12 protein-coding genes are annotated in these 14,906 nt (G+C 70.0%); 5 read left to right on the top strand and 7 right to left on the bottom strand.

Annotated elements, in window-relative coordinates; genetic code table 11:
* Positions 1-71: 71 nt before the first annotated feature.
* From ACI3KX_RS02255 to ACI3KX_RS02245, 3 genes are all read right to left on the bottom strand, one after another.
* On the bottom strand, positions 72-3,140 hold the full coding sequence (locus ACI3KX_RS02255; protein ID WP_404907474.1) for a hypothetical protein: 3,069 nt from the start codon (positions 3,138-3,140) through the stop codon (positions 72-74).
* Positions 3,141-3,447: 307 nt separating this feature from the next.
* A complete protein-coding gene (locus ACI3KX_RS02250) occupies positions 3,448-4,242 on the bottom strand; it encodes an ABC transporter permease (protein ID WP_363358071.1) in 795 nt (264 codons plus the stop codon).
* Positions 4,239-5,357: an ATP-binding cassette domain-containing protein gene (locus tag ACI3KX_RS02245; protein WP_404907473.1), complete on the bottom strand. Its 1,119-nt coding sequence runs from the start codon at positions 5,355-5,357 to the stop codon at positions 4,239-4,241. The genes ACI3KX_RS02250 and ACI3KX_RS02245 overlap by 4 nt, the downstream gene beginning before the upstream one ends.
* A 61-nt stretch (positions 5,358-5,418) precedes the next feature.
* On the opposite strand from ACI3KX_RS02245, the gene ACI3KX_RS02240 reads away from it, so the two are divergent.
* The gene (locus ACI3KX_RS02240) at positions 5,419-6,441 is read left to right on the top strand and encodes a YafY family protein (protein ID WP_363358073.1); all 1,023 of its coding nucleotides are present in this window, start codon (positions 5,419-5,421) and stop codon (positions 6,439-6,441) included.
* Between the two features lie 332 nt (positions 6,442-6,773).
* On the opposite strand, the gene ACI3KX_RS02235 is transcribed toward ACI3KX_RS02240, so the two are convergent.
* Positions 6,774-8,189: a DUF222 domain-containing protein gene (locus ACI3KX_RS02235; RefSeq protein WP_404907471.1), complete on the bottom strand. Its 1,416-nt coding sequence runs from the start codon at positions 8,187-8,189 to the stop codon at positions 6,774-6,776.
* A 339-nt stretch (positions 8,190-8,528) separates the two neighbouring features.
* Between ACI3KX_RS02235 and ACI3KX_RS02230 the strand changes: the two genes are divergently transcribed.
* Positions 8,529-9,020 carry a heme-degrading domain-containing protein gene (locus ACI3KX_RS02230; RefSeq protein ID WP_404907469.1) on the top strand — a complete coding sequence of 164 codons (492 nt, stop codon included), beginning with the start codon at positions 8,529-8,531 and terminating at the stop codon, positions 9,018-9,020.
* 123 nt (positions 9,021-9,143) lie between these two features.
* The gene (locus tag ACI3KX_RS02225) at positions 9,144-10,769 is read left to right on the top strand and encodes a hypothetical protein (RefSeq protein ID WP_404907467.1); all 1,626 of its coding nucleotides are present in this window, start codon (positions 9,144-9,146) and stop codon (positions 10,767-10,769) included.
* A 47-nt stretch (positions 10,770-10,816) separates the two neighbouring features.
* Here the strand turns inward: ACI3KX_RS02225 and ACI3KX_RS02220 are convergent, their stop codons facing one another.
* From ACI3KX_RS02220 to ACI3KX_RS02210, 3 genes are all read right to left on the bottom strand, one after another.
* A complete protein-coding gene (locus ACI3KX_RS02220) occupies positions 10,817-11,710 on the bottom strand; it encodes an aldo/keto reductase (protein WP_404907465.1) in 894 nt (297 codons plus the stop codon).
* Positions 11,711-11,802: 92 nt separating this feature from the next.
* Positions 11,803-12,792 carry an NADP-dependent oxidoreductase gene (locus ACI3KX_RS02215; protein ID WP_404907463.1) on the bottom strand — a complete coding sequence of 330 codons (990 nt, stop codon included), beginning with the start codon at positions 12,790-12,792 and terminating at the stop codon, positions 11,803-11,805.
* A 200-nt stretch (positions 12,793-12,992) separates the two neighbouring features.
* Positions 12,993-13,736, bottom strand: a complete 744-nt coding sequence (locus ACI3KX_RS02210; RefSeq protein WP_404907462.1) for an EAL domain-containing protein — start codon at positions 13,734-13,736, stop codon at positions 12,993-12,995.
* Positions 13,737-13,913: 177 nt separating this feature from the next.
* On the opposite strand from ACI3KX_RS02210, the gene ACI3KX_RS02205 reads away from it, so the two are divergent.
* On the top strand, positions 13,914-14,321 hold the full coding sequence (locus tag ACI3KX_RS02205; protein WP_404907461.1) for a DUF4383 domain-containing protein: 408 nt from the start codon (positions 13,914-13,916) through the stop codon (positions 14,319-14,321).
* The gene (locus ACI3KX_RS02200) at positions 14,318-14,851 is read left to right on the top strand and encodes a hypothetical protein (RefSeq protein WP_404907459.1); all 534 of its coding nucleotides are present in this window, start codon (positions 14,318-14,320) and stop codon (positions 14,849-14,851) included. The genes ACI3KX_RS02205 and ACI3KX_RS02200 overlap by 4 nt, the downstream gene beginning before the upstream one ends.
* Positions 14,852-14,906 lie beyond the last annotated feature (55 nt).

Genomic DNA, 14,906 nt, shown 5'->3' with positions numbered 1-14,906 from the left:
TTTCGGGGGATCCTTCAAAAATACTCCTCCGAAACGGGTGCTCGAGACCGGCCGGCGCCGCACTCCCTCCTTCAGGAGGGGGTGGAGAGCGCTCGCCCGCGTCGCCAGGGCAGCGCCAGCACGACCCCCACGACGAGCAGCACGGCCGCGAACCCGGCCGCGGCCCAGGGAGCGGCATCCGGGATCTCGAGGTAGGTCGTGATGCCGAGGATCCGCGCAAGGCCCCAGGGCAGCAGGCCCATCTCGTCGTTCCACAGCGTGAGCGCCGACTCGAGACCGATCACGCCGACGGCGGCGGACGGCACGAGCAGCCCAGCGCCGACGGCGGCCAGCACGTACCCGGTGGCGCGGCGTGCGCGCACCTGCGCGGCGAGCGCCCACCCGGCGGCGACGAACACCCAGACGAAGAGCGCGAAGGCCACCGTGATGTACACGGTGCGCAGCACCGGGTCGGTCCAGAACGCGAACCAGTAGCCGCCGGGCCCCGTGAACGACAGGGCGAACAGGGCGAGGATGCAGCGCAGCATCACGACGCCGCCGACCGCGGCGATGACCGGCCACGGCGACCGCTGCCAGACGAACAGCCGCACGACGATGGCGAACACCGCCCATGCGCCGATGGTGACCACCAGATGCGTCCATGACAGGAACGACGTCTGCACCGCCCGCGTGGCCACGAGCAGCGCGGCAGGCACGATCAGCAGCAGCCAGCGGTCGAGCTCGAGCATGCCGAGCGTCGACTCCCGCGCCCGCCACGGACGGGTGGAGGCGATCCAGGTCGCGCGGGCGGCGGCGGCACCGGGCCGGGCGACCAGTCGGGTGCGCGCGGCGAGCATGCCGATCACGACCCACGCGATCGCGAGCAGCAGCAGGCCGCGTGCGAGCCACGCCATCGTGAGGTCGCGCTCGGCCCGGTCCACGCCCAGTTGCGCCGCCGTGAGGTTGAACGCGGGGTAGTCGAGGTCGCCCTCGTAGCGCTCGAGATGCGTGGCGGCCAGCGTCTCGTAGGCGGCGCGATCGGCATCCCACTCGGCGTACGACTCGGGCGAGAGCGTGTCGTGCCACTGACCCTGGTGCAGGATCATCGCCCGGTACGCCTCGAGGAGCCGCAGGGTGTCGAGCTCGTAGTCGAGGGTGCCCACGAAGGCGTCGCGCATCTCGGCGGAGTGCCAGGTCGCGGCATCGGATCCCGTCACGAGATCGCGCATCTTCTCGACGGCGGCGACCGCCTGCGCGCCGTCGGCGATCGCCGCATCGATGCCTGCGCTCGAGGCCCCGGAAGCGGCGTCGGCGTCCGACAGCCCGCTGTCGCGCACGATCGCGTAGAGCACGTCCAGCACGGCGGAGTCGCCGGTGAGGATGTCCCACTCGAAGATCCACATCATGGGCGGCGGCTCGAGCCCGATCGCGAACACGCGCTTGTCGGCGAACTGCTGGATGTACATCCCCTGGGCGATGGCGTCGCGCGAGAGGGTCATGGCCTCGGCGATGGCCTGCACGGTCGCGGGATCGTCCGAGAACCACTGCCGCGCCCAGTCGGCGGTCACCTCGGCGACATCGGTCTCGGAGTCCTGCGCGAGCGCGGCGGCCAGCTGGGTGTTCAGCTCGTACAGCTGCCAGAAGCCCGATTTGAGGTAGAGCGACATGGGCCCGGCACGCCAGGGACCGCCGTCCTGCGTCCACACCCAGACGCCCTCGATACGGTCGTTCGCGGCGAGCAGCTGCTGCAGCGCCTCTTGATACTGCGCGCCGAGGTCGTTGGGGAAGGCGCCGAAGTTCTCGAACTCGCGACGGCTCTGGAACTCCACGATGCGCCGCTGATCACCCTGCTCGAGCGTGTGGTTCAGCGGCAGCCAGGTGTAGAAGTCGCCGAGCGTGTACTTCGTCGACACGATGAGCGCGGGCGAGTCGATGCCATCGAGCACGGCCTCGTACGACGCGTCGTTCGTGTGCATGTCGCCGACGGCGCCGACCCCCACGCTCCACGTGCGGAAGATGACTTCGCGATCGGATGCCTCGGCCTGCGCCGTGAAAGCCCCGAGCATCGTCCGCACGGCGTCGACCGTGGTCACTTCGAGCGCGGAGTAGTAGTCCCAGCCGCCGACGTCGTAGACGGGCCCCGCCTCGCCGATGCGGGTGAGCACGCCGTCGAGCGCCGGAACCGCCTCGTACAGCTCGTCCAGGCCTGCGGCGTAGACCTCCCAGAACTCGGGGTCCTCGGTGTCGAGCGAGCCGAACCGGTCGATGAGGTAGCGCTCGAGCGGTCCGGTGAGGGCGAGCATGTCGGTGCGCAGGAACACCTTCACGCCGAGCTCGTCGGCGCGCTCCCAGAACGGTGCGAACGCCTCTCGAAGCGCCAGGGCCTTGTCGCGGTGGTCGTCGCCCTCCGCGTAGACGGCGCCGCCCGGCACGTCGTCGAACGTGACGAACTCGACGAATCCGGGGAAGGCGACGGCGTTGATGCCGTTGGCGAGCGAGTGGCGCAGGAAGCCGTCGAAGTCCTCGTACGCCGCGGCGAGCGCCGTCTGGTCGATGTACGGCGACTCGGGCTGCACGACGGCGGCGAACGCCTTCGACGCGTGCGAGTAGTCGTCGCCGCTCTCCCACTCGGCCGGGTCGGGGATCACTCCGACGGCTCCGAGGTCGCTCATCCGCAGCGGAAGGCGGGATGCCGGGTGCTCACCCAGCAGGTCGGTGAGCGGCTGCGCGGCGCGCGCCTGGGCGGCCAGGTCGTAGATCGCCCGTGTCGCGCCGGCCTCGGTGGCGGCGCTGATGCGCAGCGCCGCGGGGTCACCGTCCAGCGTGTAGCCGTCGGCCGCGTCGTCGGCGTCCGCGTTGGCCATCTCCACGGTGAGGGATGCCGCGCCCTCACGCGCGGAGGCATCCGCGACGGCGTCCCGCAGCTCGTCGATCGCCACCGTGACGCGCTCGGTATCGGGCACGTCGAACGTAGCGAACTCGGGCGGGGCCACAGCATCCGTCGCAGCCGCGATCACCGGCGCTGCGGGCTGCATCTGCGCGGCCGGCTCGGTGCGGATGCCGAGCGCATCGCCGACCACGAACGCGACTCCCCCACCGATCGCGAGGAGCACGATGGCCGTGACGGCAGCGAGGATGCCTCGCCGTCGCGCCGTCGTCATCCTCTGATCCTAGGTGTGCGCTCGCCGCGCCCCTGACCGTCGCCCGAGGACGTTGTACACCTGTTGTGAGCCCCCCGCTCAACGACCGCAGGCCTCACCCGGTCGTTGAGCGAGCTCGCGAGTCGAAACGCCCCGGACCAACAGCACACGTCCATCCGAGGCGTTTCGTCCTCGGGCGCCAGAGCGCCCTTCGCTCAACGACCGCACGCCCGACCCGGTCGTTGAGCGAGCTTGCGAGTCGAAACGCAGAAACGAAACGCCCCGGACCGACAGCACACGTCGATCCGAGGCATCCGTCCCCGCCGTCCTAGCTGCTCTTGCGCATCGCCCGGATGCCGACGGCGAGGCCGACCACCGCCAGCACGACCGCCGCGACCCAGCCCCACAGGACGGTGATGTCGCCGAGGTCGCCGGCGAACAGCGCCCGTTCGGCCTGCACGACCCAGTTGATCGGATTCACGGTGGCGACCGCGCGCATCCACGCAGGAGCCTCGTCGAGCGGCAGCAGCATGCCCGACAGGATCAGCAGCGGGAAGATCAGGGTCTGCTGCACGCCCCAGAACAGCCACTCGCGGTCCTTGGTCTTCAGCGCCAGCGTGTACGACAGCGCCCCGAGTCCGATGCCGAACACCGCGAGCAGGGCGAGCCCGATCACCAGTCCCGGCACGTTGATCGTGAAGCCGAACGGCCATGCGATGAGCACGATGATGAGCGCCTGCACGACGATCGGCGCGATCTCCTTCAGCGCGCGACCGACCAGCAGCGACGAGCGCGCGAGAGGGGCGACCAGGGTGCGCTCGTGCGAGCCCGTCATCATCTCGTACTGCAGGTTCGAGCCGGTCGCTCCGGTGCCGAACAGCACGATCATCACGAGCACGCCGGGCACGAACCACTGCAGGGTCTCCCCCACGGGCTGGCCGGACGAGCCGACGAGGAGCGGCGCGAAGAGCCCGAGGAACACGAGCGGCTGCACCAGGCTGAAGATCAGCGTGAACGGGTCGCGCACGACGGGCTTCAGTTCGCGCGTGAGCACGTTCCACGTGTCGCGCGCCGGGTTCGCCCGCACCGCGGTGTCGGGCCGGGTCTGCGTCTGGGCGGTCATCGGTTCGCTCCTGTCTTCTCGGTCGCCGGTTCGGTGGTTCGGGATGCCGCGTCCGCGTCGTCGGCGCTCTTCTCCGCGGCTGCGGCGGCGTCGGGCTCGCCCTCACCCTCGCCCTCGCCTTCGCCCGCCTCCCGCAGCGTGCGGCCGGTGAGCGCGAGGAAGACGTCGTCGAGCGTCGGCGGAACGCCGGTCGCGGTGCGGACCCCGAGACCCGCAGCATCCAGCGCCCGCACCGCCGCGGGCAGCAGCGCATCACCCTCGGGCGCCGTGACGGTCACGAACGTCTGCGCGGCGTCGTCGGCGGCTGCCTCGCCCGCGGTCCGGCGCACCTCGCGGTCGGTCAGTCCCTGCACGACGGCGACGGCGGCTGCGGCATCCGCCGGCGTCGCGAAGCCGAACGTGAGCACGTCCCCCGCGAGCTCGGCCTTGAGCCGCGTCGCCGTGTCGTCGGCGATCACGCGGCCACGGTCCATGACCATGACGCGTTCGGCGTAGCGGTCGGCCTCTTCGAGGTAGTGCGTGGTGAGGAAGACCGTCGTGCCGTGCTGTGCGCGCAGATCGATGATGTGCTGCCACAGGTTGGCGCGGCTCTGCGGGTCGAGTCCCGTCGACGGCTCGTCGAGGAAGAGGAGCGGCGGCGCGTGCATCAGTCCGAGCGCGATGTCGAGCCGGCGCTTCTGCCCGCCCGACAGCTGCTGCACCGACCGCGTCGCGAAGCCGGCGAGGTCCAGCGACTCGATGAGCTCGTCGGCCCGCGTGCGCGCCGCGGCCTTCGACATGCCGTAGAACGCGCCCTGGCTCAGCAGCTCGTCGCGAGCGCGCTGCGAGAAGCTGCCACTCGTGAGCTGGCCGACATACCCGATGCGCGCGCGGACGTCGGCGGGCTGCTTCAGGATGTCGAAGCCGACGACCTTCGCCGTGCCCGCGGTCGGGGGAATGAGGGTCGTGAGCATGCGCAGGCTCGTCGACTTGCCGGCGCCGTTGGGTCCGAGGAACGCGACGAGCTCGCCGCGCGCCACCTCGAACGTGAGGTCGGTGACGGCCTCGACGGTCTTGCCTTTCACAGTGAAGCGCTTGGTGAGCCCCTGCGCGTGGATGATCGATTCGTTCGCCATGACCACAGGCTAGGAACCAATGCGGACAGTTCCGGTCCGCGATGTAGGGCAATCTTGAGTCATGTCCGATACGACGACGCGAGCCCTCTCGCTGCTGAACCTGCTGCAGACGCACCGGCACTGGCCGGGATCAGAACTGGCGGATCGCCTGGGCGTGACGGAGCGCACCGTGCGGCGCGACGTCGAACGGCTGCGCGACCTCGGCTATCGCATCGAGTCGTCGCCGGGCGCCGCCGGGGGCTACCGCCTCGAAGCCGGCAGCGCGGTGCCGCCGCTGCTGCTCACCGACGAAGAGGCCGTGGCCATGGCGATCGGACTGCGGGTGGCGGCATCCCAGCGGCTCGTCAGCGGCCCCGAGACGACCATCACCGCCCTCGCGAAGCTCGAGCAGGTGCTGCCCGCTCCCCTGCGCCGCCGGGTCACCGCGCTGGCCGAGGCCGTGCAGCCGGCGGGCCTCAATGCCGGCGCGGCGGTCTCGGGCGAGGTGCTCGGCGAGCTCGCCCTCGCCACCCGGGACCATGAGCGCGTGCGCTTCACCTATACGGCGGCATCCGGCGAGGTCACGCACCGTCGCGTCGAGCCGCACGCCCTCGCACCGGCCGACCGACACTGGTACCTGCTCTGCTGGGACCTCGAGAAGGCGGATTGGCGCACGTTCCGCGTCGACCGGCTGGCCGGCGTCGAGCATACGCGCGTGCTGTTCGAGCCGAAGCCGCTCACGCCCGAGCAGATCGAGGAGTTCATCTTCGTGGCGCGGTCCTGGGTGCGCCAAGCGGTGGAAGCCGACGCGGTGATGCAGCTGCCGCTCGAGGCGATGCGCGACTACTTCGGGCAGTGGGGCCAGGGCGCGACGGCCGAGGACGACGAGCGCACGCGGTGGCCGGTCGGGGGCGGCGACTTCCGCGAGACCATGTACGGGCTCTCGTGGATCCCGGCCGGCGTCGAGTACACGACCGACCTCGCCTCGCCGGCGCGGGATGAGCTGCGCGAGACCCTCGAGCGGATGCTGCGCGCCCTGGACGCGCCGGCACCCCCGGTCCCACCGCAGCGCGTGAAGGAGCGCGAGCGGCAGCTGCCCGCCTGAGTTCGCAGGTGGTTGAGCAAGGGAGCGCCAGCGACCGAGTCGCAACACAGGTGGCGTTGCGCAGAAGTCACGGCGTTTCGTCTTCGGGCGCCAGAGCGCCCTCCGCTCAACGACCGGCGGCGGGCCAGACGACCTCGGTCGTTGAGCGGGCGAGCGCCAGCGAGCGAGACGAAACGCCTCTGCGTTCGGTAGAAGTCAAGGCGTTTCGTCTTCGGGCGCCAGAGCGCCCTCCGCTCAACGACCGGCGGCAGGCCAGACCCCCTCGGTCGTTGAGCGAGCGAGCGCCCTCCGCTCAACGACCGACGGCCGGCCAGACGCCCTCGGCTGACGGTCTACGCGGACCTCGCGCGTCTCAATTCGTTGAGCAGGAGCCGGTTGGGCTCTCGCCATCGTCGTTGCGGGTCGACCCAGCCCGGTGGTCGCACTTGCGGCATGCCGTCGATCATGCGGATCTCCCACCCGCTGGTCTCGATGCCGCGGTGGTGGTGCCAGCACAGCAGCACGCCGTTGTCGACCGAGGTCGGACCGCCCTTCGCCCAGTCGACGACATGGTGCACCTCGCACCACGCCGCGGATACGGTGCAGCCCGGGATGACGCAGCCACTGTCGCGGGCGCCGATCGCCTTGCGCTGCCTGTGGTTGAACACGCGGTCTTCGACACGGAGCGCCTTGATCGCGCCGTTCGCCGCAAGAGTCACGCGGTGGATTGTTCCGTGGCAGCCGACGTGCCGGGCGAACGACGCCGGAACCGGCACCGGACCGGCTGCGCTCTCGGCGAACGCGACACCGTTCGGCGTGGCCAGGTCTTCCTCGGTCGTCGTGATGATCAGAGTCGGTGCGGCACCGCCCAGCGTGGGAGTCTCGGCCGCTCCGGCTGCTGCGGACAGGATGGACGCGAACGCATCGTGGCGCTTCTGGTCGATGGTGCGCGGATCCGGCACGCAGTCGTCCGGCGCGCCTTCAGCCTCAGCATCCACGAACCGCGGCCCACGGTCCTGCACGCGCGGGTTGAGGTGCGCGTCCACGAGCCGGTCGAACTGCGCCGCGACGTCTTCCGTGACGTCGCCGTAGATCCGGCGCAGTCCGCGACGCGACCGTCGGCTGACGCGAATCCCCCGCATCCGCTCCGAGTACTCCTCATCGGGGAGCGCGCCATCCGGGTCGAGGAACAACGCCCACGTGGTCGCCATGACCTTCAATTCGTGGATGCCGCACGCCGGCGCCTCGGCATCGCCCACGGCCGCCCCCACGAGCTCGAACTCGGCAGCCTCGAGCTCGTCGACCGAGCACCGCCCCTGCAGTGGCCGCAGTGCGTCGACGATCGTGGTCAGCGCATCGGCGCTGAGCCGCCCCGCCGCGAGCGCCGCACGCGCATGCTCGAGGGGTGCCGGCCGCGTCTGCCCGGTCAGCGTCACCCGGCCGGTGATCGCCTTCGCATCCCGCAGCCGTGCCCGCGCCGTCGAGCTCGAGACCAGCGTCGTCCGCTCCACGAGTTCCTGGGCCGACCAGCACCCGAACTGCGCCGTGATGGCATCGTCTCCGAACTCCGATTCGGCGCGACGCCCCACCTCGCCGGCGAGCGCGAGGCGCGCGGCATCCGTGATCCGCCCCAGGCGTTCGACGACAGCCAACGCATCGACCAGCTCGCGGTGCGACATGGCTCGTTGCGCCGCGCCACCGACCGCCGGGCCGAGGGTGTCGCCGAGCAGATCGGCGACGCTCCTCAGGTCGGCGAGTGGGAAGTTCATACCCCCATTCTGACGAGGGGTTCCGACATCGGAACCACACTAAAATACCCGATCAGCGGCATTTCTGTGGATAACTTCGAATCTGCCGACGAAACCCCGACCTGGGGAGGAATCGCGGCGCGAGCCGCCATGCGCGATCGCCCGAGACCCTCCGCTCGACCACCGCATGCTGGGTGTTCCGTTCGAGCGCTGCACTGCCCTGCGAACGCTGCGTCGCGCGACGCAGCGCGCGCAGGAACCTGCAGCACCTGTCCCTGCGCGATGGCGCCCAGCTCGTCGGACCTGAGCGCGAACGCCGGCCCGCGCCCGTGCCGCGAGTGCTCGCGCTACCTTCGTCCCATGACCGACGACATCGCCGCCCAGCTCGCCCGTGTGGAAGCAGAGGAGGCCGAGGTGGTACTCCCTCGCTTCGATCTGACGGATGCCTGGACCCTCGGTTCGCGCATGCGCGACGCGGCCGCTGCGGCGGGGCTGCCGATCGTGATCGGCATCACGCTCGGCGAGGCGCGGGTGTTCCATACCGCGCTGCCCGGCTCGAGCGCCGACAACGACGGGTGGCTGGAGCGCAAGACGCGTGTCGCCCGGCGATACGGCCGGTCGTCGTTCGGCGTCGGTCTGGCTTTCGCGGCCGCGGGCAAGAGCTTCGACACCGATGCGCGCCTCGACACGACCCTGTACGCGGCGCACGGCGGCGTGTTCCCGATCACGATCGAGGGCGTCGGGGTCGTCGGGTCGGTCGGCGTCTCAGGCCTTCCGCAGGCCGACGACCACGCGTTCGTCGTCGAGCACCTGCGCGCGTGGCTCGCCGACGTCTCGCGTTCCGACTCGTAGCGGCACGCCGCGTTCCCACGCGCACCCCTGGTAACCCGTCGGATTGCGCCATATCATTCGCCTATTCGGCGGTGTCTGCCCGAGTCGTGGACCGCCGGAACGCGCGGCACGGAGGGGGATGCTGTGACGTCAGCGACTCCCCCGGATATCCGGCTGAACGATCCTTGGACGGCTCTCAACGTCACAACGTATGCCGCGGGCATCGTCTATCTGCTGTTCCTCGCCCCGTGGCCCCGCGTCTTCTGGATCTTCGCCAGCGAGTTCGGCTTGAGCATCGCTGTGACGACGGCCTGGCGTGTCGGCAAGCCCTTCTGGCTCGAAGCGATCATCGTGGTCGCGACCGTCGTGCTGATCGAGGTCCTGCGCGCGGTCTCGCTGCCCGTGCTACGGCGGCCGAGCGTTCTGCAGAGGCTGAGCGGTCGGCCGGCCTTCAGGGATCTCGAGCTCATGCCGCTATCGCAGTTCAAGTTCCTGTTGCGGTGCATCGGCGGACTGAAGTTCACGTTCGACGCCGAGGGGGAAGCGCTGATGCGCTCCATCGGCACCACCGACGAGATCATGTTTCACGATGCCCTGAAGCGACAGTATGTCGCCAAGTACGGCGACGAGGGGTGGGCCGGCGCGTGGGAGCAGATTCGCAGCGCGTCGGTAGGCGAGACGACATTCGCCACAGCCATGAAGTCCGGACTGGTCGGCATCATCAGCCTCAAGAGGCGCACCCTCAGCGACATGCTGGTGGTGCCGGTGCTGCTGTACTTCTCGTTGTCGTTCCTGCTCCTGTCCGATGCACTCGTCCGCGGCGACCCGTTGATCCTCCTGCAGGCAACGCTGGTCGGCGGCTTGATGGTGTCGGGGCTGTCCTTCGCGCAGATGACCGTGATGCTCCGTCACGTCACGGTGCTCGACCCTGACGAGCAGTTCATCACACAGAGCGAAGAGCTGTTGATCTCCGATGAGGCCCGCGCACGGATGGACGAGGCGACTGAAGAGATGCGTGGGACGGATGCGTACGCTGCGCTGAAGCGCCACGCGGGAGCGGTCTTCCTGCCAACGGTCGAGATACGCCCGCTCTACATCTCGAGCGTCCGGACCCTGGTCGTGCAGCTGGTCTTCTTTCTCGCGCTGGGCGGTGCTCTGGTCTGCGTCCCGCTCCTGATCCTGCAGTGGTTGGGTGGTCTCGCGTTCTCGGAGTGGCCACCGGAACGCCTCGCCCTGTGGAGCGGCTGGATGCTGCTCGGTACGGCGCTGATCCCCCTCGGAATGTCGCTGGCCGTACTGTTCGGCTTCTGGCTGTTCACCCAGTTCAACAGGTTCCTCGCCCTGGCCATGGCCGCGGTTCTCACTGCCATCGTCCCGTCCGTCCTCGCCTACGCGCTGGGTGTCGAATCAGCGCAGACGGTCGCGATCACCGCGCTGGTGACCGCAGCGGTCGGAAGCGTCCCGATCGCCGTGGCGGAGCTGATCAAGAAGCAGCCGGCCGCGACCGTTCCGTCGCAGCTGGCTTCTCCCCCGACCCCTGACCCGGCATCCGCAGTCGGTTCTGAGACGGGCACCCGCGAGCGGGAGGAAACGCCTCGACCACCTCGACCACCTCGGTCGCGGAGCGAGGAGCGAGCGAGACGCAACGCCCCAGCTCCCGGGCCGTCGAGCGAGCCAGGAGGGAGCGAGTCGGAACGCTCCGAGCAGACGCCTCCTCCACCCCGCCCCTCGCGCCCGCTGCGCCGCCGCCCTCCTTCGACGCAAGCGTGAACAGGCCGATCGCCCGCTTCGACTCCCGGTGACGAGCCGTCGCCGACTCAGTCGTCGAAGATCCCCACCGACTCCGACAGCCGGGTGACCTCGTCCGCGCTGAGCTCGACGTTCGCCGCCTGAGCCGAGTCGATGATGGATGCCGCGCGCCGCGCACCCGGAATCGGAATGACGTGCGAGCCCAGCGCCAGTTCCCACGCGAGCACCGCCTGCTGCGGGCTGACGCCGTGCGCCTCGCCCACCTCGCGGAACGCCGAGAACCGATCGCCGACCCGTCGCGCTCCCCCACCGGTGCCGCCGAGCGGACTCCACGGCAGGAACGCGATGCCGTTCTCTCCGCAGAAGCGCAGCTCGCCGATGCTTCCCGGGTGCTTCGGCGAGAACTCGTTCTGCACGCTGGCGAGGTTGCCCTCCCCGAGCACGTCCATCGCGATCTGGATCTCTTCGACGCTCGCGTTCGAGATTCCGACGGCGCGGACGAGGCCGTCATCCTGCAACGCCTTCAGACCTGCGATGATGTCGCCGTACACGCGCGAGCGGTCGGGACGATGGTACTGGTAGAGCTCGATCTGGTCGACGCCGAGGATCTCGAGCGATCTCTCGACCGCAGAGCGCAGATACGCCTCCGACCCGTCACGCCCCTTGGCGCCGTCTTCGCCGAGCGTGATCCCGCCCTTCGTCGCGACGAAGATGCTCGAGGCGTCGCCGTCCCAGGTGCGCAGCGCCTCGGCGACGATGCGCTCGTTGTGCCCCATCTCCTCACCGTCCGGGGCGTAGATGTCGGCGGTGTCGACGAGTGTGACGCCGGCATCGAGCGCGGCGTGGACCGTGGCCACCGCATCCTCGAACGACGGATACACCTTGTCGTTGTTCATCGACAACGGCATCGCACCGAGGCCGATCGCCGAAACCTGTCGTCCCGCCAGCGTGCGCTGCTTCATCGCATCTCCTTCTCGCATGCGCCCAGCCTGCCAGGGCTGTAGGACATGAAGGAGGGACTGGACAACCTCGTGCCGAGGCCGTAACGCCTGCGTCACGGCATCCGTTCGAACACCTCCCGGGCGCGCAGCGTGCGCGTACGCGTGACCGGATGGGTGGCCAGGACGATCTTCCCGCGCGCGTGCAGCTTGGCCAGGTCTTCGAAGGCATCCACGATGTCCTCGATGGGGTACAGACCCGAGACGAGAAGGCGGAACGCTCCTGCGCCGGCCAGGTCCACCACGCGTTGCAGCACCTGCGTCGCATGCGAGACGGACTCGGCGTCGTCTCGCAGCAGCCGCAGTTCGACCTCCCGCCGGTCTGCGCTGGAGCGATAGCGCTCGGGAGCAACCTCGAGGGCTTCCGCGACCTCGCGTCCGTCCTTGCCGTAGTTGTCGATGTACGCGGTGATCGGTCCACCCGCGACCCGCTGGATCCGCTCCGCCATCCCCTCGCCGTAGTTCACGGGCGTGATACGCAACTGCCGCAGGTAGTCGAAGTTTCGCTCGCCGCACGTGCCGATCACACGGGCGCCGCGGTGTTTCGCGACCTGCGCCTCGATGCTGCCCACGCCGCCCGCTGCGGCGGAGATGACCACCGTGTCGGAGGCGCCGATCCGAAGGTCGTCGAGGGTCTCCAACGCGGTGGCTCCGGCGAGGAAGAGACCGCCGGCCACCTCCCACTCGATGGCCCGGTGCTTGGCCACGAGCTGGGCGGCCGGCAGGACGATGTGACTCGCGTGGGCGCCGGTCCTGGTGTGCCCGACGACGTTCGCGCCGATCCGCAGCGTGGTCACGCCCGCGCCGCATCGGCGGACGATCCCCGCGAAGTCGCTGCCGGACGACCGCGGCCACGGGTCGTCGCGCCAGGTGTCCTCTTCGCCGTTGCGCAGGAAGGCGTCCATGTGGTTGATCGCCGTCGAGATCACCTCGACCAGCACCTCGCCCGGTCCGGGAGCAGGCAGTGGGTATTGATGGCGCTGGAGAACGTCGGCGTCGCCGTAATCGGCGTAGCGGTAGGCGAATGCCTCTGTCGGTGCGCGCATGGCGATTCCTCCTCCAGTTCCCCTCGAGGCCGGCGCTGGCCTCGAAGATGTATTCCGGTGGAGAAGCGCTCATGGATGCAGCATCCCGGTCTTTGAGCGAGCCGCAGCGAGACGAAGCGCCCGAGCCGAGAGCAGCGCCGGCCCGCGGCATCCCATCCGATTCCGGTTGCTGCACTCGTCGGGCTCGAGCTCGCGACGGTCTACGGGAACACGATCTCCGGATCCGGATGCCGGATGAGAAAGCCCTGCGCACGATCGCAGCCCAGCTGCACCGCGATGTCGAGATGGGTGAGAGTCTCGATCCCTTCGGCGACGACTCGCAGCCCGTGCGCGTGTGCGATCTCGACCCTGTCGCGCAGCGGGGCCAGCGCGGGTCCCGCCGCCGCCCGCACCAGGTCACCCGGGAGCTTCACTTCGCTGAGCGGCACAGTCCGAAGTCCCTCCAGCGAGGACGAGTCGTCGCCGTATCCCGCCAGGGAGATCTCCACACCGATCTCGCGGAGCATATGCAGTTGCGGCAGCACGCGCTCATCGACCGGCTCCACGTCCTGCGTCAGCTCGAGAACGAGCGAGCCAGCCGGGAACGCGCGTTGATCGAACTCGGCGGCGACATGAAGGGCGAAGGACTCGTCCTCGAACTGCAGCGGCGAGACGTTGACGGCGACCGCCCACTCGCGGCCCGTCTCGCGCCACCCGGCGAGCGCGTCGAGGCACTCGTCGAGCATCCTCCGGCCGAGCGCATGGATCAGGCCGCTGCGCTCGGCGACACCGATCATCGTCGACGGATCGATGTCGCCGAGCCGTGGATGCCGCCAGCGGCATAGTGCCTCCGCGGCCACGATCGACCCGCTCTCCAACGACACCTGCGGCTGATAGACGGCGAAGATGTCGGCTCCGCCCACGGCGATCGCCAGCTCGTCGGCGAGGTCGTCGGTCGTGGGCACTGGTCAAGTTCACCCCGCCCGACCACGCCGTTGCAAACCGGCGATGCGGCGGTCGCCTATCGGCTAGAGTCCGCTCTGCAGCGATCGCCGGGACAGCGGCATCCCATCCGATTTCCCACCCACACCGAAGAACTCTCACAGCCGGCAGGTCGCCGCGCTGAGAAAGAGAGGTCTCTCATGGGATCGTCACCGAACCGCATCGTCGCCACGGTCTTCGGCGCCGTCTACCTCCTCGTCGGCCTTCTCGGCTTCGCCTTCACGGGAGGCGTCAGCTTCATCGCCACCGAGGGCGGACTGCTCCTGGGCATCTTCGAGGTCAACCCGCTGCACAACATCGCGCACCTGCTGATCGGAGCCGCGCTGCTGATCGCCGGCATCGTCGGGGCGCGCCCCGCGAAGATCGTGAACATCACGGTCGGCGCCGCGTACCTGCTGCTGGGCGTCATCGGGTTCTTCCTCGTCGGCACGCCGGCGAACATCCTCGCGCTGAACGCGCCCGACCACTTCCTGCACCTCGCCAGCGCCATCGTGCTGCTGGGCGTCGGGCTGGCGGCCGAGCGGACGCCGCGGGTCGCGACGGCGTGACCACGATGGCGACGGCATCCACGACGGAGCGCGTCAGCCGCGCCCCGTCGTGGGTGCCGGTCGTCGCGTGGGGCCTCGGCCTCGTCGGCATCGCCCTCGGCGCCGCGGGCGTGGTGGGGGTCCAGGCCGACGGGCTGTCGCGAACTCTCGGCGTGCTCGCCGTGGTCCAGGGCGTCGCGGCCCTGGCATGGGGTGCGGCGAGCCTCGCCCTCGGCCGAACACCGTTGCCGCGTGCGGCAGCGGCCGGCGCGGCGGCCTCGGTCGCCGTCGCCGTGGCACTCCTCGCCACGGCGCCGGGGCGAGCCGGGGTCTTCGCGATCATGACGGTCATCCTCCTGGGGGTGGCCGTCGCCTGCGGTGTCGTGCGGGGAACGCGGCGTCCGTCGCGGCGGACGAGCCTGTGGACCCTGGGGGCCGCAGCCGCCGTCGTGACGGTCGTCGTGGTGCCCGCACTCGGGGTGTGCCAGGGGGCTGCACTCCTCGACGCCGACGGCACCGTCCTTCCTGTGGTCACACACGAAGGACACTGACGGATGCCGCAGCCGCCGCGCCGGCTGCGGCATCCGTCATCTATGGGGTGAGGTT

Origin of the sequence: Microbacterium sp. ZW CA_36 (genome assembly GCF_044987475.1) — a bacterium.
Taxonomy (GTDB): domain Bacteria; phylum Actinomycetota; class Actinomycetes; order Actinomycetales; family Microbacteriaceae; genus Microbacterium.
This window is presented reverse-complemented; position numbering and strand designations above follow the sequence as displayed.

Excerpts from the sequence above, each read along its gene's own strand:
- ACI3KX_RS02255 (WP_404907474.1), bottom strand. The coding sequence starts at position 3,140 with ATGACGACGGCGCGACGGCGAGGCATCCTCGCTGCCGTCACGGCCATC.
- ACI3KX_RS02250 (WP_363358071.1), bottom strand. The coding sequence starts at position 4,242 with ATGACCGCCCAGACGCAGACCCGGCCCGACACCGCGGTGCGGGCGAAC.
- ACI3KX_RS02245 (WP_404907473.1), bottom strand. The coding sequence starts at position 5,357 with ATGGCGAACGAATCGATCATCCACGCGCAGGGGCTCACCAAGCGCTTC.
- ACI3KX_RS02240 (WP_363358073.1), top strand. The coding sequence starts at position 5,419 with ATGTCCGATACGACGACGCGAGCCCTCTCGCTGCTGAACCTGCTGCAG.
- ACI3KX_RS02235 (WP_404907471.1), bottom strand. The coding sequence starts at position 8,189 with ATGAACTTCCCACTCGCCGACCTGAGGAGCGTCGCCGATCTGCTCGGC.
- ACI3KX_RS02230 (WP_404907469.1), top strand. The coding sequence starts at position 8,529 with ATGACCGACGACATCGCCGCCCAGCTCGCCCGTGTGGAAGCAGAGGAG.
- ACI3KX_RS02220 (WP_404907465.1), bottom strand. The coding sequence starts at position 11,710 with ATGAAGCAGCGCACGCTGGCGGGACGACAGGTTTCGGCGATCGGCCTC.
- ACI3KX_RS02215 (WP_404907463.1), bottom strand. The coding sequence starts at position 12,792 with ATGCGCGCACCGACAGAGGCATTCGCCTACCGCTACGCCGATTACGGC.
- ACI3KX_RS02205 (WP_404907461.1), top strand. The coding sequence starts at position 13,914 with ATGGGATCGTCACCGAACCGCATCGTCGCCACGGTCTTCGGCGCCGTC.